Genomic DNA, 25778 nt, shown 5'->3' with positions numbered 1-25778 from the left:
GTTCACCATGAGTTTCGACATCGCACTGTCCGGCATCCAGGCCATCAACGAGCAACTGACCGCCTCGAGTAACAATATCGCCAACGCCGGCACCTACGGTTTCCGCAGCAGCCGCGCCAACTTCTCGTCGATGTACGCAGGCGACCGCGCCACCGGTGTCGAAATCGGTTCAACCACGCAAAGCATGAGCGTCAACGGCGGCGTGCTGAACACCGGCCGCACCCTGGACGCCGCCATCGATGGCCGTGGCTACTTTGTCAGCCGCGATGCGCAAAACACCCTGAGCTACAGCCGCGTCGGCATTTTCAGCGCCTCGAGCAGCGGCTACCTGACCGATTCGAACGGCAAGATGGTGCAGGGCTACGCGCCTGCCGCCAAAGGCAGCACCACGCTAGGTCCGATGGGCGACATGAAAATCCCGACCGGCCAGATCCCCGCGCAGGCGACCGAAAACCTGTCCTACGTCGCCAACCTGTCGTCCGAGTGGACCATCAAGGACGGCACCAAGTTCGACAAGACCGACATCCAGACCTACAACAGCGCCAAGGTATCGGTGCTGTACGATTCGCTGGGCGCCAAGCACACGCTGAGCCAGTATTTCGTCAAGACCGATGCCAGCACGGTCGAAGTGCACTACACGCTCGACGACAAGCCTATGATGCAGCAGCCACTGGCGACGCCAGCGAAAGAAATGGTAAGTACGTTGCTGTTCGGCACCGATGGCCAGCTGGCGAAAGTCAACGGCGCCGCGCCGAACAATGAACCGGTGGCACCGGCAGTGAGGGGCGCCGACTGGAAACCGACTTTCGACGCGGTCAAGATGGGCGACCCGATCGCCAACTCCGGCGCGGCCGCGCTGGCGTTCAACCTGAACTACTCGGACACCACCCTGTACGCCGGCGAAACGACCACCTCGACCAACAAGTCGGACGGCTACGCCTCGGGCACCTACACCGGCGTGGAGCTGGCGTCGGACGGCTCGATCATGGCGAAATATACCAATGGCGAAACCAAGAATGTCGGCACCATCGCGCTGGCCAACTTTGCCGACGAAGGCGCCCTGACCGCCGCCGACAACACCAGCTGGACCGCCTCGACCGCTTCCGGCGCGCCGCTGTACGAGCGTCCTGGCGTGGGCATGGCCGGCAAGCTGGCCACCAGCTCGCTGGAACAGTCGAACGTCGACATCACCACCGAACTGGTGGGCCTGATGACCTCGCAGCGCAACTACCAGGCCAACTCGAAAGTGCTGTCGACCGAGAACGCCATGCTGCAATCGCTGATGCAAGCGTTGTAATCTTTGACACGCAAAGGTAAACAACCATGGATGCGCTGATTTACACCGCCATGAGCGGCGCCGACCGTGCCCTGCGGGCACAACAGGTACACGCCAACAACCTGGCCAACATCGAAACGGGCGGCTTTCGTGCCAACCTGGAGGTGTCGACCGCGCAGCCGCTGCAAAACGGCTACGGCTACGACGATCGCCACATGGCGCAGACGCAGTCGAGCGCCATCAACACGCGCACCGGCACCGTCAAGGAAACCGGCCGCGATCTCGACGTGGCGATCACCGGCAACGGCTTTCTGACGGTGCAATGGCAAAACGGCGAAGCCTACACGCGCGCCGGCGCCATGAACCTCGATGAAACGGGCGCGCTAACCATCAACGGCCGGCCGGTGCTGGGCGAAGGTGGCCCGATCACCCTGCCCGAGCACACCAGCGTCTCGATCGGCGTCGACGGTTCGATTTCGATCCAGGTCCCGGGCACGGCGCAGATGCAGGTGGTCGACAAGCTCAAGCTGGTCAACTCCGAAACGGGCGAGCTGACCAAGAACGAAGCCGGGCTGATCGTCACGCGTGGCGGCGCCAACCTGCAGGCCGATCCGAACGTGCAGGTGCGCGGCCGCCATATCGAAGGCAGCAACGTGTCGGCGGTCGAGGAAATGATCGCCACCATGAGCCTGAACCGCAGTTTTGAAGTGCAGATGAAAATATTCAAGGCCAGCGATTCCATGACTGAATCGGGCAACCGCCTGCTTGGCGCCTGAGCCCGCACGCCAACCAAATTCAAGGAGTAAATCATGAATCCAGCAATGTGGATCAGCAAGACCGGTGTGCAGGCGCAAGACGCCAAGCTGCAAGCCATCGCCAACAACCTGGCCAACGTCAACACGGTCGGTTTCAAGCGCGACCGCGTAGTGTTCGAAGACCTGTTCTACCAGGTCGACCAGCAGCCGGGCGCGCAGCGTGCCGACAATACCCTGTCGCCGTCGGGCGTACAGCTCGGCAACGGTACCCACATGGTCGGCACGCAAAAGGTGTTTACCACCGGCAGCCTGCAAACCACCAGCCGCGAATTCGACGTCGCCATCACCGGCAACGGCTTTTTGCAGGTGCTGCGCCCGAACGGCGAAGCGGCCTACACGCGCGCCGGCCAGCTGGGCATCAATGAAAATGGCGTGATGGTCAACGCCCAGGGCTTGCCGCTGGTGCCGCAGATCACCGTGCCCAACAACGCCACCGGCATCACCATCGGTGAAAACGGCATGGTCTCGGCGACGGTGCCCGGCAATGTGGCCGGCACCCAGCTGGGCCAGCTGACCCTGAGCAGCTTCATCAACCCGACCGGCCTGCTGGCCCTGGGCGAAAACCTGTTCCAGGAAACCGCCGCCAGCGGCGCGCCGACCGAAGGCAATCCCGGCGAAGGCGCCCTGGGCAAGCTCAAGCAATTCGCGCTGGAAGGCTCGAATGTGCAGGTGGTCGAAGAAATGGTCGACATGATCGCGGCCCAGCGTACCTATGAAATGAACACCAAGGTGCTGTCGGCGGCCGACAATATGCTGCAATACCTGGCGCAAGCGGCACGCTGATGCAAGCGACCAGGCAAGCCATCGCGGTGCTGCTGGCGGCTGTGCTGCTGGCCGGCTGCGCCAGCCGTCCGGCCGCGCCGGTGGCGCCGACGTTTTCGGAAGAGCCGCTGGTGGCGCAGCGCGGCAGTGGCCGCGGCGGCGTGGCCGGCGGCGTGTTCAACCCCGATGCCGGCATGTCGCTGACCTCCGACAGCCGCGCCTTCCGCGTCGGCGACGTGGTCACCGTGGCGCTGCAGGAAACCACCCAGGCCAGCAAGAAGGCCGGCACCTCCTTCAACAAGGGTTCCTCGGTGGGCGTGCAGGCGGCCAACATCCTGGGCAAGACCTTCCCCAAGACCGGCATCGACCTGTCGGCCGACCGCAATTTCGCCGGCGACTCGACCAGCACGCAGCAAAATGCGCTGTCGGGCGCGATCACCGTGATCGTGCAGGAAGTGCTGCCGAACGGGCTGCTGCGGGTGCAGGGCGAAAAGACCCTGACCCTGAACCAGGGCGAGGAATTCGTGCGCCTGCGCGGCTACCTGCGCGCGGCCGACATCGATTCGAACAACCAGGTATCGTCCTTGCGCATCGCCAATGCGCGTATCGCCTATTCCGGCCAGGGCACCCTGGCCGAAGCCAATACCCCGGGCTGGCTGACGCGCTTTTTCGTCGGTCCATGGATGCCGTTTTAAGGTCACATCATGAGATTTCGTTCCGCCCTGCCCGCCACCTTGCTGCTGGCCGCCTTTTGCAGCATGTCGCTGCCCGCCACGGCGGCGCAAGTACTGCGCAACCTGGTCAGCATCGAAGGCGTGCGTGACAATCCGCTGGTCGGTTACGGCCTGGTGGTCGGCCTGAACGGCAGCGGCGACACCACCCAGGTGAAGTTTTCCAGCCAGTCGGTGGTCAACATGCTCAAGCAGTTCGGCGTCAAGCTGCCCGACGGCGCCGAATCGAAAAGCAAGAACGTCGCCACCGTGATGGTCAGCGCCGTGTTTCCGCCCGGCTACCGCCGCGGCCAGGCGATCGACGTCACGGTGTCCTCGCTGGGCGACGCGAAAAGCCTGCGTGGCGGCACCTTGCTGCTGACGCAGCTGCGCGCGGCCGACAACGAAACCTACGCCCTGGCGCAAGGCAACGTGGTGGTCGGCGGCCTGAGCGCCAGCGGCCAGAGCGGCTCGTCGGTCACGGTCAATACGCCGACCTCGGGACGCATCCCGAACGGCGCCAATATCGAACGCGAGATCCTCAGCGACTTTTCCACCAAGCCGACCGTCACGCTCAATTTGCGCCATCCCCATTTCGAGACGGCGACCAATATCGTCGAAGCCGTCAACCGCCGTTTCGGCGCCGTCGCCACCACCAGCGACGCCACCAGCGTGGAAGTGATCGCCCCCGAAAACCCGACCCAGCGCGTGGCCTTCATGGCCAAGCTGCAGGCGCTCAGCGTCGACGTCGGCACCGACATGCCCAAGGTGGTCTTCAATTCGCGTACCGGCACGGTGGTCATCGCCGAAGGCCTGCGCGTGAAAGCGGCGGCCGTCACCCACGGTTCGCTGAAAGTGGTCATTTCCGAGAGTTCGGCGGTCAGCCAGCCGGCGCCGTTCGGTGCCGGCCAGACCACCGTCACGCCGCAATCGAAGGTGACGGTCGACCAGGGCAACGGCAAGATGTTCAAATGGCCGGAAGGCGCCAAGCTGCAGGCCATCATCGACGTGGTCAACAGCCTGGGCGCCTCGCCCGACGATATCATGGCGATCCTGCAGGCGCTGGACCAGGCCGGCGCCATCGAAGGCGAACTGGTGGTGATCTGATGAATTTCTCCATCGACAACAGCAGCGGCGCCCTGCCTTCGGCGCTGGACGACCAGTCGCCCGCCGCGGCGGCGCCCACCGATCCGCGCTATGCGGCCAAGGCCACCGAGGCGGCGGTCAAGTTCGAAGCCTTCTTCATCTCGCACATGCTGCGCCAGATGCGCTCGGGCACGCGCGAGATGGCCGGCGAAGACAGCGTCTACAAGGACCCCGTCAACAGCGACATGCAGGAGCTGGCCGACAACCTGGTGGCCGACAAGATGGCCGGCCAGCGCGCGTTCGGCATCGCCGACGCCATCTTGCGCCAGCTGCTGCCGGCCGCAGCGGCGCCAGCCCCGAGGATCGATGTCACATCGGACAAAGTTGCAGCCGGACTTAATAAGTCAACATAAAGTGTCGCCTGTAGTTGAGGTAGCGACATCGCCCCTTATCACGAAAGAAATGCCATGAGCATGATCAGCAATGCCCTGTCGGGCAGCATCGCCGCGCAAGCGGCGCTTGGTGCAGCCAGCCAGAATATCGCCAACCTGCAGACCCCGGGCTATACGCGCCAGGGCGTGCTGCTGACATCGCTCTCTTCCGGCGCTGGCGTGCGGTCGGCCGGCAACGGCGTGGAAGTGGGCGCCCTGATGCGTTTCAGCGACGCCTACAAAAGCCAGCAGATGTGGCGCGCCGCGTCGGACCAGGGCTTGCGCTCGCAGGCCCAGCCTTACCTGACCCAGCTCGAACGCGTGATGGGCGATGAAAAGTCCAGCATCAGCAACGGCATCGACGGCTTTTTCACGGCCCTGAATGCGGCCGCCGTCGATCCGACCTCGACCCCGCTGCGCCAGCAGATCGTCACTTCGGCCGACGCCATGGCCCAGCATTTCAACAGCATCAACAACGTGATGAACAACCAGGTGCTGTCGCTGCACCAGCAGCGCGCCGCGATGATGCCTCAAGCCAATACCGCGCTGCAGAACATCGCCGCGCTGAACCAGCGCATTTCGACCTCGACTGCGGCCGGCACCAACGTCTCGGCGCTGATCGATGCCCGCGACCAGCTGATCGACGGCCTGGCTGCGCAGATGGCGATCGAAGTCAACAGCCAGCCGGACGGTTCGATGAATATTTCATTGAAGAGCGGCCAGCCGCTGGTGATCGGCAACATGTCGAGCACGCTGACCAGCAGCGAGAACGCGGTTGGCGAACAAAGCATCACGCTGAAGTTCGCCAACTCGACCTTCAAGCTCGACAGTATCGCCATCGGCGGCCAGATCGGCGGCCTGGGCGAATTCGAGCAAAATACCCTGCAGCCGCTGCAGCAGTCGCTGCGCGACCTGGGCAAGACGCTGACCGACAATATCAACAATCAGCTGAACCAGGGCCAGACCATGGCCGGCACCGCCGGTCCCAACCTGTTCGAGTACACCGACGGCGTAATGTCAATCAAGAAGAATTTTACGGCGGCCGACCTGGCGCTGGCCAGCGCCGGCGGCGCCGCCGGCGACAGCAAGAACCTGCAAAGCCTGATCGACATCAAGAACAAGCCGATCACTGTCAGCTGGGTGGGCGAAGTGCTGATCAGCGACGCCGATACCCAGCTGGTGGGCAAGCTGGGCATTGCCAGCCAGCAGAACCAGGCCTTGCTGAAAACGGCCGACACGGTGCGCACGCAGGCGGTCAACGACTGGAACGCCACCAGCGCCGTGAACAAGGACGAAGAAGCGATGAACCTGGTGGAATTCCAGAATATGTACCAGGCGAACATGAAAGTCATTTCAGTCGCCAACACCTTGTTTGACGCCACTTTGGCAATGATGGGTTAAGGAGCAGAGATCATGCGTGTAGCGAGCAGCCAGTATCAAACAATGATCAATGTATCGATCCAGCAGAACCAGGAACGCATCAATTACCTGACGCAGCAGATGTCGTCGGGCCTGCGCATCCAGTTGCCGTCGGACGATCCGATCGGCAATGTGCGTATTTCGCGCCTGACGCGCGAACAGGCCATGATCACGCAGTACAAGGACAATATCTCCTCGGTCCAGACGCGTCTGCTGAAAAACGAAAATTACCTGTCGAGCATGGTGACCGACATGGGCCAGGCGCGCGACCTGCTGGTGTGGGCCGCCGATGGCAGCAATGCGCCGTCCGACCTGAAGGCGATGACCGAATCGCTGCGCGCCATGCGCGACAGCGTGGTCTACACGTCCAACCTGAAGGACCAGGAAGGCCGCTACATGTTTTCCGGCACCGCCACCGACGCGCCGGCGATCACCTATGACGCCAGCGCACCGGCCGGCTCGCGCTATAGCTACACCGGCAATACGGAAACCCAGACCGTGGTGGTCGGCAACGGCATCACGCAGGCGGCCAATGTCGACGTCAGCAAGCTGGAAAGCTGGCTTAACAAGATCGACCAGACCATCGAGACCCTGAGCGCGCCCGGCCTCAATCCCGCCGATCCGGCCGTGCGCGCGGTCGTCACCACCGCGCTCGACGGCACCGATGAGGGCATGGAACTGCTGTCCGGCAAGATCGCCATCTTCGGCGGCGCGCAAAACATCCTGTCCACGCTCGATAACAACCTGGACAATGTTTCGCTGTCGAACAACACCGCCCTGCTCGATTTGAAAAAGGCCGACATCGGCGCGGCGGCGATCGACCTGACCGGCTACCAGACCGCGCTGGAAGCCACCTACAAAGCCTACAGCAAAGTGGGCTCACTCTCCCTGTTCGACCTCCTCTGATCCCATGCAAATCGCTCAGCTACCCACTTCTTCAGGCATTGCCGGCAAAGGCAGCGGCACGGCGCGCGGCGTCGATGGCGCCTCGGGCAGCGTTGACGGCGCCAGCACGCGCGCCGACGCCGCCGCGCCCAGGGGGGCGACCTCCACGCTCAAGCGCGGGCTGAGCAATTGGGATCATCAGTTGCAGGGCGAGATTTCGAATGCACAGCAAACCCTCGATTACCTCGAACGCAGCAGCAGCCAGCTGCAGGCGCTGAAAAGCGAGCTGGCGGCCAAGCTGGCCGCGCGTGCAGGCCGCGATGGCCAGGTCGAAGCGCGCGTGCGCCAGTTCAGCAGCACCTGGCGCGACCGCAGCAGCGCCTCGGGCGGCTCGCTCGACGCCCAGCTTGGCTACAGCAGCCCGCAAACGGCGCAGCAAAGCTTTACCATCCGTGGCCTGACCATGGCCAGCCTGCAGGAAGGTTCGCAGGAAGTGCTGGCGTTTTCCGTCGGCGGCGCCAACCAGGCGCTGCGCTCGGTGAATATCGAACCGGGCCTGTCGGACGAAGAGATCATCGCCCGCTTCGACCGCGCCCTGATGCCGTCGAATATCCGCGTGCGCCAGGGCGACGATGGCCAGGTGGTGTTCAGCACCCCGGAAGCGTCGTGGGCCAATGTGCGCGACAGCCTGGCGGTGCGCGGCAGTGGCATCCGTTTTCCCACTGGCCAGATGAACCGCGTCAGGACCGACCCGGAACCGGCCGTCATCGTGCCGGAGCAATGGGACACGGGCGACACCGAAGCGCTGCGCGCCACGCTGCACGAGGTAGTGCAGGCGCTGGCGCATATCCAGCAGTCGCGCGCCTCGGTCAGCCTGGCGCTGGCGCAGGCCACGGCCCGCGTCGAAAGCGCCCAGGCCCAGCCGGTCGATGTCGGCATGGATACGGTGGCGCAAAGCTTTACCGACAAGGCCAACAAGCCGGGCTATGAGTCGCTGCTGGCGATCAGTTCCGCGCTCGTCGGCATCAGCCGCGAACGCGTGATTTCGCTGCTGGGCCTGCGTTAATCAATCAATGATCGCAGCTCTTGATTTGATTTTAAATAATAAAAAATTATAACTGCAATCTCATGAGTCACACTTATTTACTCAGTATCATAGTACCTGCCTACAACGTTCAAAAATATATAGAGGCGACCATTACTGCGATTACTTCGCAGATGAATGGCTCGCATGAATTGATTATTATCGATGACGGCTCAAGCGACCAGACCCTGGCCATACTGCACGGCCTGCGAAATACCCATCCCGATTTGCACATTAATATTGCAGAGCAGACCAACCAGGGAGTCGCCGCGGCGAGAAACCACGGCCTGGCCTTGGCGCGTGGAGAATATATTGTCTTTGTCGACAGCGACGACCTGTTGCTGCCTCAATCGTTGAATGAACTTGAAAATGTAATCAAAGAAAAGCATCCTGATGTCATTGCTTGTGACCTGCAATTCTGGTACCCCAATAAAGAATCAAAAAACAAACGCGTGACCAGCAGTTTTGCACCACATGTATTGACTACCGATAAGGAAAAAATACTCAGCACCTATTTCAATGAATGTCATATGTTCGTGTGGTCGAAAATTTTCCGTCGGGAAATTTATTCGCAACAAACATTACCTGTTTTCCCAGAGGGCCGGGTGTATGAGGATGTGACGGCCATACCGCAATTGCTGGATAGCTGCAGTAACTTGTATTACCTTCCGCACTGCCTGATTAATTATCGGCAACGCGATGGCAGCATCAGCAAAACGCCCAGTTTGAAATCGTTTCGTGAATTATCCACAGCATTATTACCAGCGCGCCAGCACTTTGCAACATCGGGCCTGAACAGCAACAGCAAGCTTTTTTTCGATATCGCCCTGTGTCATATTCATATCGGTATCGCCAAAGATACGTATCAATTGCCGCTGCTACAAGGAATACGCTTGCGCAGGGAGATCAAGGCGACTCTGCTTGATGCCTTGTTTCATCCTTGGAAAGAAGTGCTGGAGGCGATGCCCAAGGCGGGCGCCCTGCTCAGCACGCGCGATAGCGCTGCAACCCTGGAAAGAACCCGCTTTCGGCAGAAACAGGCCAAGCAGTTGCAGCAGATACTAGGCGGCAGCCTGATTTTTGATATCAGGCAAACCATCAGCCGGAGGCTACGTTTGTGGCGCGACCTCCTGCGCGGTGGAAATGTGGCCTGACATAGGCGACAAACCCGCCGCTGATGGCGACAGCGTCATTCATCGGCCCATGCCACGCCGGCGCAAGCCAAAATCATGCCCCACCACCAGCAAAGTGCTGGCCACCAGGCTCGACAGGCCCACGATCAATTGAATCAATTTATCGTCGGGCAAGATCCACAATGACGAGGCCGGTGTTTCACAGCCGGTGGCCGCGCTGATCAGGGGTGCCACCCAGGCCGCATCGGGCGTCACGTCGAGCACGACGGCGCCGTCGGCACTGGTCTGCATGTAGATGTCGCCCCCTTCGGCCAGGGTGAAGCGGATGCCGACCCCGGTTTCCTGCGCGCCGATATTGTCCTGCATGCTGCGGTTGTGCTCCTCGATCCACACTTCCACGTCGTACGGCGTTTCCAGGTGCTCCCACGGACGGGGCCGGAAACGGGGACGCGCCAGGATCTCGTCGGCGGCCGTGCCGTCGGTTTGGTGGTCTGCTGCGTTCTCTGCTGCGTTGTTTGCTGCGTTATCTGATGCGCCTTGCATGGTTGCCTTCTTTGCGGTGATGCGGCGAAACCGTTTGTCCGCCAGCCATCATTATCCGCTGTTCACGCCAGCCTGGACAAGCATCAGTAAAACTGACAGCTATCAACTTTAAATATCAGCACGCCTGACCTATCATGCTGGCCAGTTCATTATTACGGGCAGCACATGCAAGGCATCCAACGCAAAATCGTCTACGTCACCGCCTTTGAAATCATCGGCATGACCATTTCCACCCTGTGGCTCACCTTATTGTCGGGCGAGTCGCCCACCAGCACCGGGCCGCTGGCCCTGATGATCACCAGCATCGCCGTGATCTGGAATCTGCTGTACAACACCTCCTTCGAATACTGGGAGATCCGGCAGGTGTCGCGCACGCGCACCGTGTGGCGCCGCGTCTGTCATGCCATCGGCTTCCAGATCACCCTGGTGGTGTACCTGATTCCGCTGATCGCCTGGTGGCTCGATATCAGCCTGTGGGACGCCTTCGTGCTCGACTTCGCGCTGATGCTGATCATTCCCTGCTACAGCTTTGTCTTCAATTATGTGTTCGACGGCCTGTTCGGCGTGCCGCTGTCGGCGCAGCAGCCCAAGGAAGACAGCAGTCCGATTCAGGGCGCTTCGGCCAGCAACTGAAGAAAGGTGCGTGCCGCAACACCGAGCGGCCGGTCCTTCATCCACACCAGGTGGATCGGCAGCGCCAGGCCGTTGCCGGTGTTCTTGAACGCCAGGCGGCGCACGCGGCCCGCCGCCAGCGAGGGCGCGATCGCCGCTTGCGCGAAGTTACCCCAGCCCAGGCCGGCCTCCACCATCGCCAGCGCCATCGGCAGGCTGTCGGTGCGCCAGTGCGACAAGCCCACCACCGGACGCGCGTCGGCCAGTTCCAGCTCGCGGCTGGCGACGATGATCTGGCGCAGGTTGACCAGTTCCTCGATGTACACGGCGCGCCCCGCCTCGGCAGGCGGATGCTGCGTAGAAATTATCGCCAGCAGCGCGTCGCTGCCCACCAGCTGGAATTGTTCTTCGTGATTGATGCGCCCGCCGCCAAAGGCCATGCAGGCGCTGATGCGGCCCCGGTGCAGCAGGTCCAGCACATCGTCCTGCGGCGCGGTCAGCACTTCGATATCGAGCAGCGGGTGGCGCTGCGACAGGGCTTGCACCGCGCGCAGGAAGGGAGCATGGTCGAGTTCGGCAGCGATGCCCAGCGAGATGCGGCTTTCCAGGCCCTGCGACAGTTGCTGCACATGCAGGTGGAGTTGCTTGAGCTGCTCGGCCACCAGGCGCGCGTGCGGCAGCAGCGCCACCGCGGCCGGGGTCGGCACGGCCATGCGCGCGCCGCGGTCGAACAAGGTAATGCCGAGTTCGGCTTCGAGATGGGCGACCGCCATGCTGACGGCCGACGGCGAGCGCCGCAGGGCGCGCGCGGCGCTGGAAAACGAGCCGCCATCGACCACGGCCAGGAACAGTTCGATATTGTGGCTGGACAGTTTCATCGCGCATGCGCCGGTCGCGCCGCGCCAGCCATCAGCCTTTCCAGGTGCGCTGCAGGCCCGTATCGGCATGGATCCAGCCGCCGCGCGGGCCGGCGCGGTAATAGAAGCCCACGCCGCCCTGCTTGAAGCTGCGCACCAGCGAACCGAGCACTTCGGAGTTCAGATTCGCCACGCGGATATCGGCCGCCTTGCCTGAAATATGCAGCGACTGGCGCGCGGCGGGCACGCCCGCTTCGCGCAGGCGGCTGTTCGATTCGGGCGTGCGGTAGCCGGACAGGATCTCCAGCGGCTGCTCGATGCCGTAGCGGGCGATAAAGGCCTGCGTGCCCCACAGCGTTTCAAACAGTTTCGGATCGATGGGCGCCGTCTTCTTGCCGTTGACGTCGCGCAGCAGATGGCACAGCTCCTGGTAGGCCGAATCGATGACTTCGCCATCTTTCCAGTACAGCAGCTTGGCCTTCTCGTTGCTGGCCGGGCGCACCACTTCCAGCGTGCGCGGCTTGAGCCAGAATTCCAGGTCGAGGATCTGCGCATCGAAAATATCGGGCGGCGGTGCCATTTCCGTGATCGGCGCGCCGCGCGGCGTGGTGATGGAACGATCGACGCTGGCCAGCTGCTGCGGCGGCACGCCGGTCTTCGGCATGCGCGGCTTGGCGCCGGCCGAAGCCATGGCCGGTTTTTCCGTGCGCGAAGCGCAGCCGATCAGCGGCGTGGCCACCAGGCCGATGGCGGCCAGGCCCATGCCGTGTTGTAGAAAGTTTCTGCGCGTTGCCATAGTCCACCCCAAATAACGATGGGGAATACTATAGCGCATTGTGTCGCGAAGAAAAACCCTGGACACTATCGTGCTGGCCTCAAATCGCGGGAACGGGCGACTATTTTCCTTCGCTGCCGGCCCAGCGCGCCATCATCCGGTTCGACGGTATCGTTTCGTCCAGCAGCTTGCGCGCCGATTCGATGCCGGCCACAGGCAGCAGCGCCGGGTCCAGCAGGCCGATCTGCACCAGCACGCTGGCCTGGTCCCAGTAGATATGCTCGTGGTAGAGCTTGTCGCCACGGAAGTTGATAATGCCGATCATCGCAATTTCCACATACTTTCCGGTCGGCGCCACGTTCGGCAGCATCCAGTCGATCTCGCGCGTGTGGGTAAAGCACATGATGAATTCGTCGACCACCTGCAGCGCGCCGACCGTGCGCGAGATCGGGATCATGCGCATGTCGTCCGGATTGGCATGCACGAAATGGTTGCGGTAAAAGCGCGCCAGCTGCTGCGAGCCCACGCCGCCGGTCAGGGTCGGGATATGGTTCACATATGGCTCGGCCACCATGGTCGCCATGGTCGCCGGCACGTCGCGCGTGACGAACTCGTGGTACACATGCTGTTCCCACAGGTCCGACAGGTTGAAGTGAGGACCGATCACCGATTTCAGCGCGGCGATGGTGCGCCCGTGCGCCATCAGGGCCGACGATTTGTCGAAATGCATGCCGCCGACGCGGGCGAACGCATGGTCGGCGCCCGGATAGACATACTGCTCGGCCTGCGGCAGCGCGGCCAGCACCGGCATGATCCGCGCGCGCGCGGCGGCGTCGCAATAGGCATCATTTTCGGCGAAATGCAGCACCAGCTTGCCACGGATATTAACCGCTTCGTCCAGCATGGCCTCGATGCCCATGCCGTAATAGCCGACCGAGCAAGCGACATCGGTGCGCGCGGCCCCCAGGTAGGCCAGCTTGCCGCCGACGCAGTAGCCGACATAGCCGATGCCGGGGCCGGGCACTTGCGGCAGCATGCGCAGCGCCTCGATGGACGCCGCGATATCGTCCACCGCCAGGTCGACGTCGAACTGGCCGTAAAAACCGAACGCCAGCTGGAAGTCCTCTTCGGTGTAGCCCAGGTCGACGCCGGGCTGCATGCGCCAGAACAGGTCCGGCACCAGCGCCACATAGCCCTCCTCGGCATACATGTCGGCCACTTCGCGCATGTTCTGGTTGACGCCGAAAATTTCCTGCCCCACCACCAGGCCGGGGCCGCTGCCGCCGGCCGGCAGCGCCAGGTAGCCCTTGAAACTGCCCGTGCCGTCCTTGGCCGGGATATCGATATAGTGTGCCATGCTGTGCTCCATAGAGATTGTCAATGTGACGTGGTTGCCCTCAAGCGCGCTGGCGCAAATCGGCCTGCGACAAGAAGGCGTCGGCAAAGAAGCGTTCGGCCGGCAGCGCGCGCAGCGCCATGAAGTCGCGCTGCGCCGCCGCCACCATCAGCGGCGCGCCGCAGGCATACACTTCATGCGCCGACAGGTCGGCGTGATCCTGCAGCACCGCCTCGTGAACAAAGCCGGTGCGGCCGTTCCAGCCGTCGCCGGGCGCCGGTTCGGAGATCACCGGCACGTAGTCGAACCACGGCAAGGTCGCGGCCCAGCCACGGCACAGCGCGTCGTGATACAGGTCGGCCGGCTTGCGCCCGCCCCAGTACAGCCGCATCGGCCGCGCGCCACCGGCCGCGATGGCCGCCTCCATCAGGGCCTTGATCGGCGCAAAACCGGTGCCGCTGGCCAGCAGCAGCGCCGGCGCGCTGCCGGCACGCAGGTAAAAATCGCCGGCCGGGCCTTCCAGCCGCAGGCGCTCGCCCGCTTGCAGCGTGCCGAATACCTGGTCGGTGAAACGCCCGCCGGGCAGGTGGCGGATATGCAGTTCCAGCTGGTCGCCGCCGCCCACGCTCGCCATCGAATAGCTGCGCCGCACGCCGTCGGCCAGCAGCACGTCCAGATACTGGCCGGCCAGGTAGTCGAGCGGAGCATGTTCGTCCTGCTGCAGGCGCAGCACCACCACGTCGGCGCCGACCTTGTCGATGCTGGCGACGCGGGCCGAAACAAGGCGGCTGGCCGGCATGGCTTGCGCGGCGCAGGCGCCATGGCAGCCGCCGACGGAGTCCACCACCGCCGCCTGGCCGGCCTCCTCCACCTTTACCTCGACCCGCCCCGCCACCACCCGCACCGGAAAACTGCGCACCGCCTCGGTGATCGGCGCCGAGCGCGGCGCGCCGCTGCGGATGTCGATCAGGCCCTGGTGCAGCGGGCATTCGACGCAGCCGTCTTCCATATAGCCGTCGGACAGGCGCGCGTTGCCATGGCTGCATTTGTCGCGCAGGGCAAACACTTCGTCGCCGAGGCGGAACAGGGCCAGCGGCTGGCCGCCGGCCTGGGCCGCCAGCGGCGTGTCGTCGGAGATATCATCGGCCGCGCCGACATCGTGCCAGTTGCTCATGTCAGTCTCCCGGCCTCAGATCGGCGTCGCCAGCAAGGTGGCCACGCGCGAGGTATCGAAAATCACGCGTTTGCTGGCATAGCGCCAGCCGTCCCTGGTTCTCACCACGCGGTCCAGGTAGCGGCCCGCCTGGTAGACAAACGACTCGCCGTCCTGCAGCGTCTGGATCACCACATAGCTCGATTCCGTCTCGGCCGTGTCGGCGTCGATGGCGGTGATCCGCAGGCCCGAGGTCAGGTGGCGGTAGCTGTGCACCTCGTAGATATTCGCGTGGCGCAGCGACAGCACGCGGTCGCGCAGCATGCGCTGGCTGTCGCAATACATCACGCCGATCGGCAGGCCCGCGTCCTCGTTCTCGCGCGGGATGATCTCGTACAGGCAGTCTTCGGTGAAGAAATTCGGCCACGCTTCCAGGCGGTCGTTGTCGAGCGCGCTGATATAGTTTTGCTGCAGCTGGTTCAGTTCGAACCACAAAATCATCTGTTCCATGTTCATTTTCCTTAGAATCCCATCAGCTTTTGGTAGCCCTGCCAGAACTTGCGGATCAGGCTTTCCGTGATCAGGGTGTCTTCCTGGTCCGGCTTGTCCTTCGACATTTCGATCACCGAGCACGAGTCCGGGTCGCGCCGGATGCCGCGCTGGACCATCTCGGTCGCCTCGGTGTCCTCCATCGAGATATAGCCGGCCGGACCCACCAGGTTGGCCTGCTTGATGCGCAGCGCGCGCAGTTCCGGCGTGTCGTCCTCGTAGCCGAAGAAGTGGAAGATCAGCTCGAAGTTGTCCGGCCCCTTGGTCAGCAGCTGGCGCGCCACCAGGGTGTTGTGGATCTGCTGCACCACCAGTTGCGGGAAGATCGGCTGGATGTGGTTGGTGGTGTTTTCCTCGAACTCCTGGATCTGGCCCAGCACCGACGGGTCTTCCAGCGCAAAGCCTTCGTCGAACGAGCGGATCGCCTGCTGCTTGTAGGCATCGGACGTCTCTTCCTGGTTCTTGGTGGCGGTGATGATGCTGTGCAGGCCGTGGCGCTTGTCGGCGATCGAGCGCGCCTTCATGCCGACGCGGAAGATATTGAAGGTGGTGTGGAACAGGTGCAGCAGGCTGGCGTGGTACGGGTCCTTGACGTTTTCCAGGTACAGCTTCCAGTTCGATTTCGAATACTGGCGCGTGCAGCCCAGGTAGACGATGGGCTTGTGGAAGATGCGGTCCAGCCACGGCGTCATTTCGGCGCCCAGGTAGTCGACCAGCGGTTCGGCCAGTTCGCTGAAGCTGGCGAACACCAGGCCCTTGTAGCTGTCGACGCGCAACTGGCGCAGGCCGTGGCATTTCGGATCGAAATCCTTGGGCATGCCGGCCATGCCGTTCTGGCCGCGGCGAAACGGCACGCCCAGCAGGTTGCCGCGCTGGTCGAAGCTCCACTGGTGGTAGGCGCAGCTGTGCGAGCTGGCGTTGCCGCGCGGTTCGCGGCAGACCGTGGCGCCGCGGTGCGAGCACTTGTTGACCCAGGCGGCCAGGCTGCCGTCGTCGGTGCGCGTGACCACCACCGGCGTGTCGCCGACAAAGGTGGACTTGAAATCGCCGGGTTGCAGGATTTCCGCTTCCAGTGCGAGGAAGTTCCACACGGGGCCACGGAAAATGCGTTCCTGTTCCAGCTCGTGGACTTCCTGCGAGCTGAAGACTTTATAGGGGATGCGCGAGCCGTCGGTGCGGGGAAATTGCACCAGCGGGTGGACGCTGGGCGCTGCGTGCTGCTCGGTGTTTGACATGGGGCCTCTCCTGTGACTGGGACTGCGACTGCAGCGGTAACTGTTGATGCCAGTCTAGCGAGGCGGGCCGCGCCGCTCTATCCGGATAATGCAAGTATCGGCACCTGCGATATCCGTTTTCGGCAGCGGCGGCCCGGGCCTTGGACCCTACACGCCCAGGTAGGTGCTCCACAGGCTGCGGTCGGCTTCAAGCTGGGCCGAGGTGCCCTGCCAGGCCACCTTGCCGCGTTCGAGGATCACGTGGCGGTCCGCCAGCCGCAGCAGCCGGTGGACGTATTTGTCGACCACCAGCGTGGTCTGGCCGGCCGCCTTCAGGGCCGCCAGGCAGCGCCAGATCTCCTCGCGGATGACCGGCGCCAGTCCCTCGGTGGCCTCGTCGAGGATCAGCAGGCGCGGGTTGGTCGACAGCGCGCGCCCGATCGCCAGCATCTGCTGTTCGCCGCCCGACAGCTGGTTGCCCAGGTTGCGTTCGCGCTCCTTGAGGCGCGGGAACAGCGCATACAGCCGCTCCAGGGTCCAGCTGTCGCGCTGGCCATTGCGGTTGTCGGCAAACGCCACCAGGTGTTCGCGCACCGTCAGGTTGGGGAACACATGCCGCCCTTCCGGCACGATGGCGATGCCGCGCCGGGCGATCTGGTCGACCGGCGTGCCGCTGATGCGCTCGCCGCCGAAACGCACTTCGCCGGCCTGCGTGACCAGGGTGCCGGTCAGGGTCTTGATGGTGGTGCTCTTGCCCATGCCATTGCGGCCCAGCAGCGCCACCACCTGGCCCGGATAGATCTCCAGGTCGACCCCGAACAGCACCTGGCTGGCGCCATAGCCGGCCTCGATGCCGCGCGCACTCAACAAGACATCCGGGCGGCTCATGCCACCTCCTGCGCCAATGCGGCAAAGGTGGCGTCCGACGCCGCCTCGTCGCCCAGGTACACGGCCTGCACCTGCGGATCGTTCCTGATGGTGTCGGCGTCGCCCGAGATCAGCACCTTGCCGTACACCAGCACCGAAATCCGGTCGGCCAGCGCGAACACGGCGTCCATGTCGTGTTCGATCAGCAGGATCGCCATGTCGCCGCGCAGGGACTGGATCAGCGCGAGCATGCGCGCCGACTCGTGCGGCCCCATGCCGGCCATCGGCTCGTCGAGCAGCAGCAGCTTGGGTTGCGCCGCCAGCGCCAGCGCCACGTCCAGGGTGCGCTGCACGCCGTGCGGCAAGGTGCAGGCCACCTGCTCCAGCACCGCATCGAGGCCGCAGCGCGCGGCCATCGCCTCGGCCTCGCGGTCCAGCGCGATTTCTCCGGCGCGCGCCGCCAGCAAGTGAAAACTGTGGCCGGCATGCGCCTGCATGGCCAGTTTCAAGTTGTCGCGCACAGTCGCTTTCGGAAAGATGCTGGTGATCTGGAAGCAGCGCGACAGCCCGGCCGCCACGCGGCGGTGGGCCGGCAGGCCGGTCAGCTCGGCGCCATCGAGCACCACCCTGCCCTGGTCCGGCGCCAGGGTGCCGGAAATCAGGTTGACCAGGGTAGTCTTGCCGGCGCCGTTCGGGCCGATCAGCGCGTGGATTTCGCCCCGTTCGACCTCCAGGTCGACGTGGTCGGTGACCAGCAAGCCGCCGAAGCGCTTGACCAGCCCGTGCAATGCAAACAAACTCATGGTGTTTCCTTCCCGGTGGTGCGGCGCGGCGCCGGCCAGCGCAAGGCCGCCAGGCCGCGCGGCAGATACAGCGCGATCAAGATCAACAGCAGGCCCAGCGGCAGATGCCAGTATTCGGTCTGCTGCTTGAGCCACTCTTCCAGCGCCAGCCAGACCAGCGCGCCCAGCACGCCGCCCCAGATGCGGCCGACGCCGCCGACGATCAGCATCACCATCAAGGTGGCCGACTGGGTCCAGTGCATCATCGACGGGCTCACGAAATTGTTATTGGCGGCCAGCATGGCGCCACCGAGCCCGGCCAACGCGCCGGCCAGCGTGAACGCCAGCAGGCGGATGCGGTAGACGGGATAGCCGAGCGCATGCATGCGGCCCTCGTTGTCGCGAATGCCGCTCAAGGCATGGCCGAAGCGCGAGGCGGTGATGCGGCGGAACAGCCAGAACAGCACGCCGCACAGCAGCAGCACCAGCCAGTACAGGCCGGCATCGTCGAGCGGCTGCGCGCCGGGCCACGGTTCCGGCCGCGCCGCCAGCGTATAGCCGTCATCGCCACCGTAATTGCGCAGCGAAGCGAACACGAAATACAGCATCTGCGCGAAGGCCAGCGTGATCATGATGAAATACACGCCGCGCGTGCGCAGCGAAATGGCGCCCACCAGCAAGGCCGCCAGCGCGCCGGCCGCCAGCGCCAGCGGCCACACCAGCGCCGCCGAAGTGACGCCGCGTTCTGCCAGGATCACCACCGTATAGGCGCCGACGCCGACAAAGCCAGCATGTCCGAGCGCCACCAGGCCGCCGTAGCCAAGCACCAGGTTCAGGCTGGTGGCCAGCAGGGCGAAGATGACGATGCGGCGCAGCACGCCGATGTAGTAATCGAGGCCGGTGGCGGCGGCCAGCAGGGGAAAGGCCAGCAGCAGCGCCGCCAGCACGGCAATGATCATGATGCGGGCAGGCGCCCCGGATAAAGTCGTCGGCTTCATGCGCTGCGCTCCGAAAACAGGCCGCTGGGCTTGAACAGCAGCACCAGCGCCATCAGCAGATACATCGACAGGGCGGAAAACGTCGCCCCCAGGTCGGCCGCCAGCGGTCCGGGCATCGCCAGTTTCAGCAGGGACGGCAAAAAGGCGCGCGCCGAAATGTCGACCACGCCCACCATCAGGCTGGCCAGAAAGGCGCCGCGCACCGAACCGATGCCGCCGATCACGATCACCACCAGCGCCGGGATCAGGATTTCCTCGCCCATGCCGATCTGCACCGCTACCAGCGGCCCCATCAGCGCACCGGCCAGCGCCGCCAGCATCGCGCCCAGCACGAACACATTGGTAAATACCCGCGCCACGCGCACGCCCATCAGCTGCGCCATCCAGCGGTTCGAGGTGCCGGCGCGCACCAGCATGCCGACCCGCGTATGGCTGACCAGCAAATACAGGCCCAGCGCGATCAGCAGCCCGGCGCCGATGATCAAGAGGCGGAACGAGGGGTACATCAGGCCGGGCAGCAGTTGCACCGGACCCGACAGGCTTTCCGGCAGCGCGATCATCATCGGCGACGCGCCCCAGATCATCTTGACGACGTCGTCGGCCACCAGGATCATGCCGAAGGTGGCCAGCACCTGCACCAGGTGATCTGCCTTGTACAGCCGCCGCACCAGTAGCTGCTCGACCAGCACGGCGACGAGCGCCATCGCCAGCACGGCCAGCAGGCAGGCCAGCGCGAACGAGCCGGTGTGCGCCTGGGCGCGCGCCGCCACGTAGGCGCCGCCCATGAACAGCGAGCCATGCGCCAGGTTCATCACGTCCATGATGCCGAACACCAGCGTCAGCCCGGCCGCCAGCAGGAACAGCATCAGGCCGTAGCCGATGCCGTTCAATAATTGCTCCGTAATAAAGACCAGGCTCATCACTTGCCTCGCGCGATGCTCGGCATCGGGCACTGCGCCGCATAGGCGTCGCCATACGCGGTCAGCACGGTGCCGGACAGTTTGTTACTGATGACGCCCTTGTCATCCTTGCCGACCACGCGCAGGTAGAAATTTTCGATCGGATAGTGGTTGTTGGCGTACTTGAACGGGCCGCGCACCGACGCGAAATCGGCTTTCTCCAGCGCCGCGACGATGGCCGGCCGGTCGGCCATATTGCCTTTCACCGCCTTGACGGCGGCGTCGATCGACAGGATCACGTCATACGCCTGGGCCGCGTAGATCGATGGCGCGCGCCCGCCAAACTCCTTGCGGTAGGCGGCGACAAAGGTACGGTTGGCGGCGTTGTCCAGGTCGTGCGCCCAGTGCGCCGTGTTGTACAGGCCCAGCATCGGCGCGCCGACCGCGCCGATCACGTCCTCGTCGGCGGAAAAGCCGGTGCTGACCAGCTTGATATCTTTCTGCAGACCGGCGGCCACGAACTGCTTGACGAAATTGATGCCCATCGCGCCCGGCAGGAAGTAATACAGGGCGTCGGGCTTGTCGGCGCGCAGCTGCGCCAGTTCGGTGGAGAAGTCGAGCTGCCCCACTTTCACGTACAGTTCGTCGGCCACCGGCGCGCCATAGGCACGCTTGAAGCCGGTCAGGCCATCGCGGCCGGCCGGATAGTTGGGCGCCATCAGCATGATTTTCCTGAAGCCGCGGTCGCTGGCGAACTTGCCTGCCGCCTCATGGAACTGGTCGTTCTGGTAGGCGGTACCGAAAAAATACGGACTGCACTTGGCGCCCGCGTATTGGCTGGGGCCGGTAAAGAAGTCGATCTTGTCCTTCTGGATAAAGCGCTCGGCCAGCTGGCGCGCCTGGTCGGGATTGCCGGCCATGTCGACCTGCAGGAATTCGGCCGGCTGGCCACCCAGTTTGCCACCCAGCTGCTTGATGGCCAGCGCAAAGCCGTTGCGCGCATCCTGGCCGGGGCCGCTGAAGGGGCCGGAGACATCGAGCGCGAGGCCCACCTTGATGGGCGCCGCCAGCGACGGCGCACAGATCACGGCCAGCACCGCGGCGGCCACGAAACGATGCTTGAAGAAAGGTGCTTGCGTCATGTTATTCCTATAGGTCGATGGTTGTAACGTTGGTTGAATGCGAACTGCATGGCGGCCCCCGGAGCGGGGTACGAGGAAAGTCTACGGAGGCCTTCGGTGGCCGACTATCCGCATCTGGCAATCTTGGCAAGCGCAGCTATCCATTTCTTGCCATGCAGGCCAAGCCGGCGCATAGCCCATCCGAGCTAGTGCGAGCGGGGGATTGACAGCGCGCGCCAGCACGGTGCGCATCGGGCCCGGGCGCGGCAGGCCGGCGCACCATCGCAACGCAGGCCGGCGGCCGGGCTGGCCGCGCCGCCGCAGCTGTCCATACCACGCGCATTGGGCCGGCGCTATCCGTATTCGGCACATTTTTCGCCTGCGCCACGCTGGATAGTCCGAATCCGGCAAATGGCGCGGCGCTGCCACCAACGGTCACCAATCGCCGGCAAGTGGCACGCAACTTGCAGTAACAACTCATCGTCGGACCATGTGTCCTGGCTTTTCCGCCTCTCACCCGTATCCCCCTTTTCCATTGGAGACCCGATGCAGATGCTCAAAGGTTCACTCGATCTGGCGCAGGTATATCAACGCTGCGTTTTCCACAGCAACGAACGGGTCGACTCGCATGGCCATGTGGCTCGCGCGCTGCCCGACCATGATTTGCGCTGGCAGCGCGGCGCGCCCGACACGGCCCTGTTCCAGGCCCGCATCAGCCGCTTGCAGCTGTTCGTGCTGCGCTATGGGGCCCAGGTCGAAGTCACGCCCAGCCCCTTCGATGATTTCGCGCTGGTGCACATGTCGCTCAAGGGCTGCGCCGAATTCGACTGCGACGGCCGCAGGGTGCGCGTGCCGGAAGGCAAGGTGGCGGTGGTCGCGCCGAAAAAGAATCTGCGCCTGTGGTGGGAAGAAGGTTCCGAGCAGCTGATCCTGAAGGTGCCGCACGCCCTGCTGCACGACCTGGCCCCGGCCGGCGCGCAGCGTGGAGCGAACGCCGGCCTGCACCCGGGCCTGCATTCGGGCCTGCTGCAATCGAACATGATGGAGATGCAATGGGGCCTGCTGATGCAGTCCCTGCTGCAAATCCTGGCGCAGCCGGCGGACCTGCCCACGCATGCGGCCTGGATCGACCATTTCGAACGCAATATCGGCCTGTTCCTGCTGGCCCAGCAGGGGCAGTCCGCGCCGCCGCTGGCGGCGGGCCCGCACGCCAGCGCGGCGTTCGAATCGGGCCAGGGCCTGGCGACGGCCAGCGCCGGCCAGCGCATGGATGCGCTGGAGCGCTATATGCGCGCCAAGCTGTGCGCGCCCGTGTCGCTGCTGGACCTGGCGATGGCGGCCGGCGTCAGCGTGCGCACGCTCAACATGCTGTGCCACCGCCATCACGGCGTGCCGCCGATGGATTTGCTGCGCAATATGCGCCTCGACGCGGCGCACGCCGTGCTCAAGGAACGGCCCGACGCCAGCGTGACCGAAACCGCGTTCGAATTCGGTTTCTGCCACCTGGGCCGTTTTTCAGCCTACTACCGCCAGCGCTTCGGCGTGCTGCCCAAGCATACCGGCGAATTGATGCACTGAAGCTAAGTAACCCCCAATAAATTCTTGTGATTTCTGACTTCCATAACCGGCGCTCTGCGGCGTTGCCAACTGCTAGCAGTGCTCGCACTGCGTCGCAGTTGACGCCTTGCATAGCATCCGGTTCTGTTCGTCATAACTTCACAATAATTTCCTGACGATTACTTAGCGGGCGACGGCGGCGCCCGCCCTGCGCGCCCCTTTCAGCGACAGCAGCGGATACACCACCAGGCACACCACCAGCGCCGTGAAAAACTCCAGCGGCAGCCAGCGCTGGAGGACGAAGTGGGCCAGCACGAAGGCCAGCACCAGCGTGGCCACGCCGGCCCAATTCACGTCGGGGATGGCGGCGGCGGTCCTGCGCGGCGCGACGATAAAGTAATCGACCAGGATGATGCCGCAGAAGCAGGTGGTCAGCACGCCCAGCACGGTAATGAAGCCGTTCACCCATTCCAGGATCGCGCCCGACAGCATCAGACAGGCCAGCAGGTTGGCCAGCACCACGAACAGCAAGCGCCCCGGGCGCCAGCCGAACAGCGCGTCGAACAGGCTGGTCAGCGACAGCGAGGCGCTGTAGGTATTGAGCACCTGCGCCTTCGATTGCGCCAGCACCATCAGCAGCGTGCCGAGCGCGCCGCCGAAGATGATGAAGGCGGCCGCCACGCTGTCCGGGCTTTGCAGCGCCAGCGCGCGCGCCGCCTCGGGCGCCAGGCCATCGACCCGCACATAATGGGCGATCAGCTGGTCCATGCCGGCATACATGATGATGCCGCCGACGGCCACCATCACCACGTCCATGAACAGGTTGCCGGCCAGCGCCGCCAGCGCGATATCGCGCGAGGAGCGCGCATAGCGGCCCAGGTCGGCGTCCATCAGCGCCAGCGCGCCGGCCGAACCGATCAGCACATTGACGCAAAAGATGAACTTGCCGCTGTCGCTGTCGGCGCCCATCGCCTGCAGCATCTGCGGCGGCACCTGCGCGCCATATTGCAGCACCGAGGCCCACGACTGGCCGGAACTGGCGATGACGTCGAACAGCATGTAGACCAGCACCGCCAGAAATGCGATCAGCGTGATGGACGCCACGCGCGACACCAGCGTGTAGCCGAAGGCCGTCAGCAGTATCCAGGCCAGGGTCAGGCCGCCATACACCAGCAGCCGCAGCGGCAGCGTATCGGCCAGCTCCGTATAGAACAGGAAGCCCTTGTACAGCATGGCGTTTTCCAGCGCGATGAAACCGATGATCATGAAGCCGAACACCAGCGCCAGCAGCACCGAGCCGCGCTGGCCCAGGCCGTGGCGGCGCGACAGCACCGTGCTGGCCAGGCCGGTGCGGTAGGCCACGTGGCCCATGCCCCAGCCCAGTAAAGATCCAATGATGGTGACGGCCACGCCGGCCACGATGGCGATGCGAAAGCCGGCCACAAAGGTGGTCAGCGCGCCGAGGAACAGCTGCACCAGCGTGGTGACGATGCCGGCCGTGCTCCACGACAGCTGCAGCCAGTTCTGGCGCGCGCCGTCGGGTACCGGTTCGAGGGCGTGGTCGTCGCTGCGCGCGGCCAGTTGATGGGGTTGATGCATGCTCGCTCCTGTCAATCAGAGAAGAAGAAAAAGGCGCCCGCTGCCGGAGACAGGGGCGCCGTGCGGCCTGCCGGGCAGGCGGATTAAAACGCGTGGCGCACGCCGACCCGCAGCGCGGTTTGCGTGTCGCCGCCGGACGCGGCGCCCGAAGCGGTGATCCAGGCGCGGGCGGACGCGCCGCCGCTGGCCTTCTGGTACACCGCGTTCAGGTAGACATCGGTACGCTTCGAGAACGCATAGTCGAGCAGCATGCCGGCCTGGTGCGACTTGTTGTCGGTCAGTTGCGCGTTGCCCTTCATCAGGTGGTAGTACACGCGCAGGTTGACCGGCGCCGACAGCGGCACCGTCAGGCCGGCTTCGTAGACGTCGACCTGTCCTTTGGTAAAGGTGTTGGTGGTATTCGTGTACAGCACGTCGACGGTCGGCGCGCCCAGCACATAGCGCCCACCCAGGCCCCAGTTGCGGATGCCTTCGTTGCCGTTGTCGATGGTGGCCGACTTGGCATAGGCATACGCCGCGTTCAGCGCCAGGCCGCCATTGGCGTAGTTGGCGCCGAAACTGGTGGTGCCGTTGCGGCCGAACGCCTCGGCCTGCTCGCCAAAGCCGATCAGCGCGCCGAAGCTGAAGCCGTTGAAATTCTTGCTGGTGTACTTGAGCGAGTTGTTGACGCGGAAGGCGCCGGCCACGCGGTTGAAGTCCATGCCGTTATTGGCCGTGCCCAGCGCCTGGAACGGCCCCTGGTGCAGATCGTACAGGCTGACATATTTGATCACCGGGCCGAAACGCTGCAGCGACAGCGACTCGAACATGAACTCGTACTGGTTGCCGGCGGTCAGTGTGCCCCACTCGCCCGAGATCCCGACATAGGCCTGGCGGCCGAAGAAATTGCCGACCTGCGCGCCGGTGTCGAGCTGGAACTGGCTCTCCAGCACGAAGATCGCCTTGTTGCCGCCGCCCAGATCCTCGGTGCCCCGGAAGCGCAGCAGATTGGGCGACTGGATGCCGGTGTCGACCAGCGTGTTCCGGTTGCCCGTCTGGTTGGAATTGAGGGTCACGCCGGCGTCGATCACGCCGCCTATCGTCACGCTGCTTTGCGCCTGCGCCATCAGCGGCGCGGCCAGCGCCAGTCCCAATAACACAGCAGCTGGTGTCGATGCGGCGCATGTGCGCGGGGTCATCAAATCGTTCATGGTCAGGCTTTCCAAGGTTATTGTTAAGTATCAATCAGGATCAAACCGATAACGATGGTACGCAACACGCCTGCCCCGCCACTATCCGGAAAATGCAAAAACAACATGGCGCTTGTCCGTATCCT

26 protein-coding genes are annotated in these 25778 nt (G+C 64.1%); 12 read left to right on the top strand and 14 right to left on the bottom strand.

Annotation, left to right across the window (positions count from 1 at the left end; all coding sequences use genetic code 11):
* Positions 1 to 7: 7 nt before the first annotated feature.
* The 10 genes from Q8L25_RS16435 (at position 8) to Q8L25_RS16390 (ending at position 9622) form a co-directional block, all read left to right on the top strand.
* A complete protein-coding gene (locus Q8L25_RS16435) occupies positions 8 to 1297 on the top strand; it encodes a flagellar hook-basal body complex protein (RefSeq protein ID WP_308920377.1) in 1290 nt (429 codons plus the stop codon).
* Positions 1298 to 1323: 26 nt separating this feature from the next.
* Positions 1324 to 2052 (top strand): flagellar basal body rod protein FlgF, encoded by a 729-nt coding sequence (locus Q8L25_RS16430; RefSeq protein WP_308920376.1) that lies wholly within the window; start codon positions 1324 to 1326, stop codon positions 2050 to 2052.
* Positions 2053 to 2085: 33 nt separating this feature from the next.
* Complete coding sequence (gene flgG, locus Q8L25_RS16425) at positions 2086 to 2874, top strand: flagellar basal-body rod protein FlgG (protein WP_308920375.1); 789 nt, start codon at positions 2086 to 2088, stop codon at positions 2872 to 2874.
* Positions 2874 to 3548 (top strand): flagellar basal body L-ring protein FlgH, encoded by a 675-nt coding sequence (gene flgH, locus Q8L25_RS16420; protein ID WP_308920374.1) that lies wholly within the window; start codon positions 2874 to 2876, stop codon positions 3546 to 3548. Before flgG ends, flgH begins: the two co-directional genes overlap by 1 nt.
* Before the next feature lie 9 nt (positions 3549 to 3557).
* On the top strand, positions 3558 to 4670 hold the full coding sequence (locus Q8L25_RS16415) for a flagellar basal body P-ring protein FlgI (protein ID WP_308920373.1): 1113 nt from the start codon (positions 3558 to 3560) through the stop codon (positions 4668 to 4670).
* The gene (locus tag Q8L25_RS16410; protein WP_308920372.1) at positions 4670 to 5062 is read left to right on the top strand and encodes a rod-binding protein; all 393 of its coding nucleotides are present in this window, start codon (positions 4670 to 4672) and stop codon (positions 5060 to 5062) included. The genes Q8L25_RS16415 and Q8L25_RS16410 overlap by 1 nt, the downstream gene beginning before the upstream one ends.
* A gap of 54 nt (positions 5063 to 5116) precedes the next feature.
* On the top strand, positions 5117 to 6481 hold the full coding sequence (gene flgK, locus Q8L25_RS16405) for a flagellar hook-associated protein FlgK (RefSeq protein WP_308920371.1): 1365 nt from the start codon (positions 5117 to 5119) through the stop codon (positions 6479 to 6481).
* A 12-nt stretch (positions 6482 to 6493) separates the two neighbouring features.
* Entirely contained in the window at positions 6494 to 7405 is a 912-nt protein-coding gene (gene flgL, locus Q8L25_RS16400) for a flagellar hook-associated protein FlgL (protein ID WP_308920370.1), read from the top strand.
* Positions 7406 to 7409: 4 nt separating this feature from the next.
* Complete coding sequence (locus Q8L25_RS16395) at positions 7410 to 8450, top strand: hypothetical protein (protein WP_308920369.1); 1041 nt, start codon at positions 7410 to 7412, stop codon at positions 8448 to 8450.
* A 62-nt stretch (positions 8451 to 8512) separates the two neighbouring features.
* On the top strand, positions 8513 to 9622 hold the full coding sequence (locus tag Q8L25_RS16390) for a glycosyltransferase family 2 protein (protein ID WP_308920368.1): 1110 nt from the start codon (positions 8513 to 8515) through the stop codon (positions 9620 to 9622).
* Positions 9623 to 9661: 39 nt separating this feature from the next.
* Here the strand turns inward: Q8L25_RS16390 and Q8L25_RS16385 are convergent, their stop codons facing one another.
* Positions 9662 to 10144, bottom strand: a complete 483-nt coding sequence (locus tag Q8L25_RS16385) for a hypothetical protein (RefSeq protein ID WP_308920367.1) — start codon at positions 10142 to 10144, stop codon at positions 9662 to 9664.
* Positions 10145 to 10309: 165 nt separating this feature from the next.
* Here Q8L25_RS16385 and Q8L25_RS16380 point away from each other — a divergent pair, with 165 nt between their 5' ends.
* Complete coding sequence (locus Q8L25_RS16380; protein ID WP_308920366.1) at positions 10310 to 10777, top strand: PACE efflux transporter; 468 nt, start codon at positions 10310 to 10312, stop codon at positions 10775 to 10777.
* Here the strand turns inward: Q8L25_RS16380 and Q8L25_RS16375 are convergent.
* The 11 genes from Q8L25_RS16375 to Q8L25_RS16325 form a co-directional block, all read right to left on the bottom strand.
* Complete coding sequence (locus Q8L25_RS16375; RefSeq protein WP_308920365.1) at positions 10753 to 11634, bottom strand: LysR family transcriptional regulator; 882 nt, start codon at positions 11632 to 11634, stop codon at positions 10753 to 10755. The two genes, Q8L25_RS16380 and Q8L25_RS16375, sit on opposite strands and share 25 nt — an antisense overlap.
* A 31-nt stretch (positions 11635 to 11665) precedes the next feature.
* Positions 11666 to 12193 carry a DUF882 domain-containing protein gene (locus tag Q8L25_RS16370; RefSeq protein WP_308925742.1) on the bottom strand — a complete coding sequence of 176 codons (528 nt, stop codon included), beginning with the start codon at positions 12191 to 12193 and terminating at the stop codon, positions 11666 to 11668.
* A 316-nt stretch (positions 12194 to 12509) separates the two neighbouring features.
* Complete coding sequence (locus Q8L25_RS16365; protein WP_308920364.1) at positions 12510 to 13745, bottom strand: dienelactone hydrolase family protein; 1236 nt, start codon at positions 13743 to 13745, stop codon at positions 12510 to 12512.
* A 40-nt stretch (positions 13746 to 13785) separates the two neighbouring features.
* Entirely contained in the window at positions 13786 to 14898 is a 1113-nt protein-coding gene (gene andAb, locus Q8L25_RS16360; RefSeq protein ID WP_308920363.1) for an anthranilate 1,2-dioxygenase ferredoxin subunit AndAb, read from the bottom strand.
* 15 nt (positions 14899 to 14913) lie between these two features.
* Positions 14914 to 15387, bottom strand: coding sequence for an anthranilate 1,2-dioxygenase small subunit AndAd (gene andAd / locus Q8L25_RS16355; RefSeq protein ID WP_308920362.1), 474 nt, complete (start codon positions 15385 to 15387; stop codon positions 14914 to 14916).
* 11 nt (positions 15388 to 15398) lie between these two features.
* Positions 15399 to 16661 (bottom strand): anthranilate 1,2-dioxygenase large subunit AndAc, encoded by a 1263-nt coding sequence (gene andAc, locus Q8L25_RS16350; RefSeq protein ID WP_308920361.1) that lies wholly within the window; start codon positions 16659 to 16661, stop codon positions 15399 to 15401.
* Positions 16662 to 16808: 147 nt separating this feature from the next.
* Positions 16809 to 17528, bottom strand: a complete 720-nt coding sequence (locus tag Q8L25_RS16345) for an ABC transporter ATP-binding protein (RefSeq protein ID WP_308920360.1) — start codon at positions 17526 to 17528, stop codon at positions 16809 to 16811.
* Complete coding sequence (locus tag Q8L25_RS16340) at positions 17525 to 18310, bottom strand: ABC transporter ATP-binding protein (RefSeq protein ID WP_308920359.1); 786 nt, start codon at positions 18308 to 18310, stop codon at positions 17525 to 17527. Before Q8L25_RS16340 ends, Q8L25_RS16345 begins: the two co-directional genes overlap by 4 nt.
* A complete protein-coding gene (locus tag Q8L25_RS16335) occupies positions 18307 to 19287 on the bottom strand; it encodes a branched-chain amino acid ABC transporter permease (protein ID WP_308920358.1) in 981 nt (326 codons plus the stop codon). The genes Q8L25_RS16340 and Q8L25_RS16335 overlap by 4 nt, the downstream gene beginning before the upstream one ends.
* On the bottom strand, positions 19284 to 20207 hold the full coding sequence (locus Q8L25_RS16330) for a branched-chain amino acid ABC transporter permease (RefSeq protein WP_308920357.1): 924 nt from the start codon (positions 20205 to 20207) through the stop codon (positions 19284 to 19286). Before Q8L25_RS16330 ends, Q8L25_RS16335 begins: the two co-directional genes overlap by 4 nt.
* The gene (locus tag Q8L25_RS16325; protein WP_308920356.1) at positions 20207 to 21328 is read right to left on the bottom strand and encodes an ABC transporter substrate-binding protein; all 1122 of its coding nucleotides are present in this window, start codon (positions 21326 to 21328) and stop codon (positions 20207 to 20209) included. Before Q8L25_RS16325 ends, Q8L25_RS16330 begins: the two co-directional genes overlap by 1 nt.
* 525 nt (positions 21329 to 21853) lie before the next feature.
* Here Q8L25_RS16325 and Q8L25_RS16320 point away from each other — a divergent pair.
* Positions 21854 to 22885, top strand: a complete 1032-nt coding sequence (locus tag Q8L25_RS16320) for an AraC family transcriptional regulator (protein WP_308920355.1) — start codon at positions 21854 to 21856, stop codon at positions 22883 to 22885.
* 162 nt (positions 22886 to 23047) lie between these two features.
* Here the strand turns inward: Q8L25_RS16320 and Q8L25_RS16315 are convergent, their stop codons facing one another.
* Both Q8L25_RS16315 and Q8L25_RS16310 read right to left on the bottom strand, forming a co-directional pair.
* Positions 23048 to 24463, bottom strand: a complete 1416-nt coding sequence (locus Q8L25_RS16315; RefSeq protein WP_308920354.1) for a purine-cytosine permease-like transporter — start codon at positions 24461 to 24463, stop codon at positions 23048 to 23050.
* Positions 24464 to 24546: 83 nt separating this feature from the next.
* The gene (locus tag Q8L25_RS16310) at positions 24547 to 25653 is read right to left on the bottom strand and encodes a porin (protein WP_308920353.1); all 1107 of its coding nucleotides are present in this window, start codon (positions 25651 to 25653) and stop codon (positions 24547 to 24549) included.
* Positions 25654 to 25778 lie beyond the last annotated feature (125 nt).

The sequence above is a fragment of the Janthinobacterium sp. J1-1 genome, from assembly GCF_030944405.1.
Taxonomy (GTDB): Bacteria; Pseudomonadota; Gammaproteobacteria; order Burkholderiales; family Burkholderiaceae_D; genus Janthinobacterium.
This window is presented reverse-complemented; position numbering and strand designations above follow the sequence as displayed.

What these genes read in the sequence shown, in the direction of transcription:
- Q8L25_RS16310 (WP_308920353.1), bottom strand. Translation starts at nt 25,653, where the DNA reads ATGAACGATTTGATGACCCCGCGCACATGCGCCGCATCGACACCAGCT.
- andAb (WP_308920363.1), bottom strand. Translation starts at nt 14,898, where the DNA reads ATGAGCAACTGGCACGATGTCGGCGCGGCCGATGATATCTCCGACGAC.
- Q8L25_RS16415 (WP_308920373.1), top strand. Translation starts at nt 3,558, where the DNA reads ATGAGATTTCGTTCCGCCCTGCCCGCCACCTTGCTGCTGGCCGCCTTT.
- flgK (WP_308920371.1), top strand. Translation starts at nt 5,117, where the DNA reads ATGAGCATGATCAGCAATGCCCTGTCGGGCAGCATCGCCGCGCAAGCG.
- Q8L25_RS16385 (WP_308920367.1), bottom strand. Translation starts at nt 10,144, where the DNA reads ATGCAAGGCGCATCAGATAACGCAGCAAACAACGCAGCAGAGAACGCA.
- flgH (WP_308920374.1), top strand. Translation starts at nt 2,874, where the DNA reads ATGCAAGCGACCAGGCAAGCCATCGCGGTGCTGCTGGCGGCTGTGCTG.
- Q8L25_RS16410 (WP_308920372.1), top strand. Translation starts at nt 4,670, where the DNA reads ATGAATTTCTCCATCGACAACAGCAGCGGCGCCCTGCCTTCGGCGCTG.
- Q8L25_RS16330 (WP_308920357.1), bottom strand. Translation starts at nt 20,207, where the DNA reads ATGAGCCTGGTCTTTATTACGGAGCAATTATTGAACGGCATCGGCTAC.
- Q8L25_RS16395 (WP_308920369.1), top strand. Translation starts at nt 7,410, where the DNA reads ATGCAAATCGCTCAGCTACCCACTTCTTCAGGCATTGCCGGCAAAGGC.
- flgL (WP_308920370.1), top strand. Translation starts at nt 6,494, where the DNA reads ATGCGTGTAGCGAGCAGCCAGTATCAAACAATGATCAATGTATCGATC.
- Q8L25_RS16365 (WP_308920364.1), bottom strand. Translation starts at nt 13,745, where the DNA reads ATGGCACACTATATCGATATCCCGGCCAAGGACGGCACGGGCAGTTTC.
- Q8L25_RS16435 (WP_308920377.1), top strand. Translation starts at nt 8, where the DNA reads ATGAGTTTCGACATCGCACTGTCCGGCATCCAGGCCATCAACGAGCAA.
- Q8L25_RS16335 (WP_308920358.1), bottom strand. Translation starts at nt 19,287, where the DNA reads ATGAAGCCGACGACTTTATCCGGGGCGCCTGCCCGCATCATGATCATT.
- Q8L25_RS16320 (WP_308920355.1), top strand. Translation starts at nt 21,854, where the DNA reads ATGCAGATGCTCAAAGGTTCACTCGATCTGGCGCAGGTATATCAACGC.
- Q8L25_RS16380 (WP_308920366.1), top strand. Translation starts at nt 10,310, where the DNA reads ATGCAAGGCATCCAACGCAAAATCGTCTACGTCACCGCCTTTGAAATC.
- andAc (WP_308920361.1), bottom strand. Translation starts at nt 16,661, where the DNA reads ATGTCAAACACCGAGCAGCACGCAGCGCCCAGCGTCCACCCGCTGGTG.
- Q8L25_RS16390 (WP_308920368.1), top strand. Translation starts at nt 8,513, where the DNA reads ATGAGTCACACTTATTTACTCAGTATCATAGTACCTGCCTACAACGTT.
- Q8L25_RS16325 (WP_308920356.1), bottom strand. Translation starts at nt 21,328, where the DNA reads ATGACGCAAGCACCTTTCTTCAAGCATCGTTTCGTGGCCGCCGCGGTG.
- Q8L25_RS16315 (WP_308920354.1), bottom strand. Translation starts at nt 24,463, where the DNA reads ATGCATCAACCCCATCAACTGGCCGCGCGCAGCGACGACCACGCCCTC.
- flgG (WP_308920375.1), top strand. Translation starts at nt 2,086, where the DNA reads ATGAATCCAGCAATGTGGATCAGCAAGACCGGTGTGCAGGCGCAAGAC.
- andAd (WP_308920362.1), bottom strand. Translation starts at nt 15,387, where the DNA reads ATGGAACAGATGATTTTGTGGTTCGAACTGAACCAGCTGCAGCAAAAC.
- Q8L25_RS16345 (WP_308920360.1), bottom strand. Translation starts at nt 17,528, where the DNA reads ATGAGCCGCCCGGATGTCTTGTTGAGTGCGCGCGGCATCGAGGCCGGC.
- Q8L25_RS16370 (WP_308925742.1), bottom strand. Translation starts at nt 12,193, where the DNA reads ATGGCACCGCCGCCCGATATTTTCGATGCGCAGATCCTCGACCTGGAA.
- Q8L25_RS16430 (WP_308920376.1), top strand. Translation starts at nt 1,324, where the DNA reads ATGGATGCGCTGATTTACACCGCCATGAGCGGCGCCGACCGTGCCCTG.
- Q8L25_RS16375 (WP_308920365.1), bottom strand. Translation starts at nt 11,634, where the DNA reads ATGAAACTGTCCAGCCACAATATCGAACTGTTCCTGGCCGTGGTCGAT.
- Q8L25_RS16340 (WP_308920359.1), bottom strand. Translation starts at nt 18,310, where the DNA reads ATGAGTTTGTTTGCATTGCACGGGCTGGTCAAGCGCTTCGGCGGCTTG.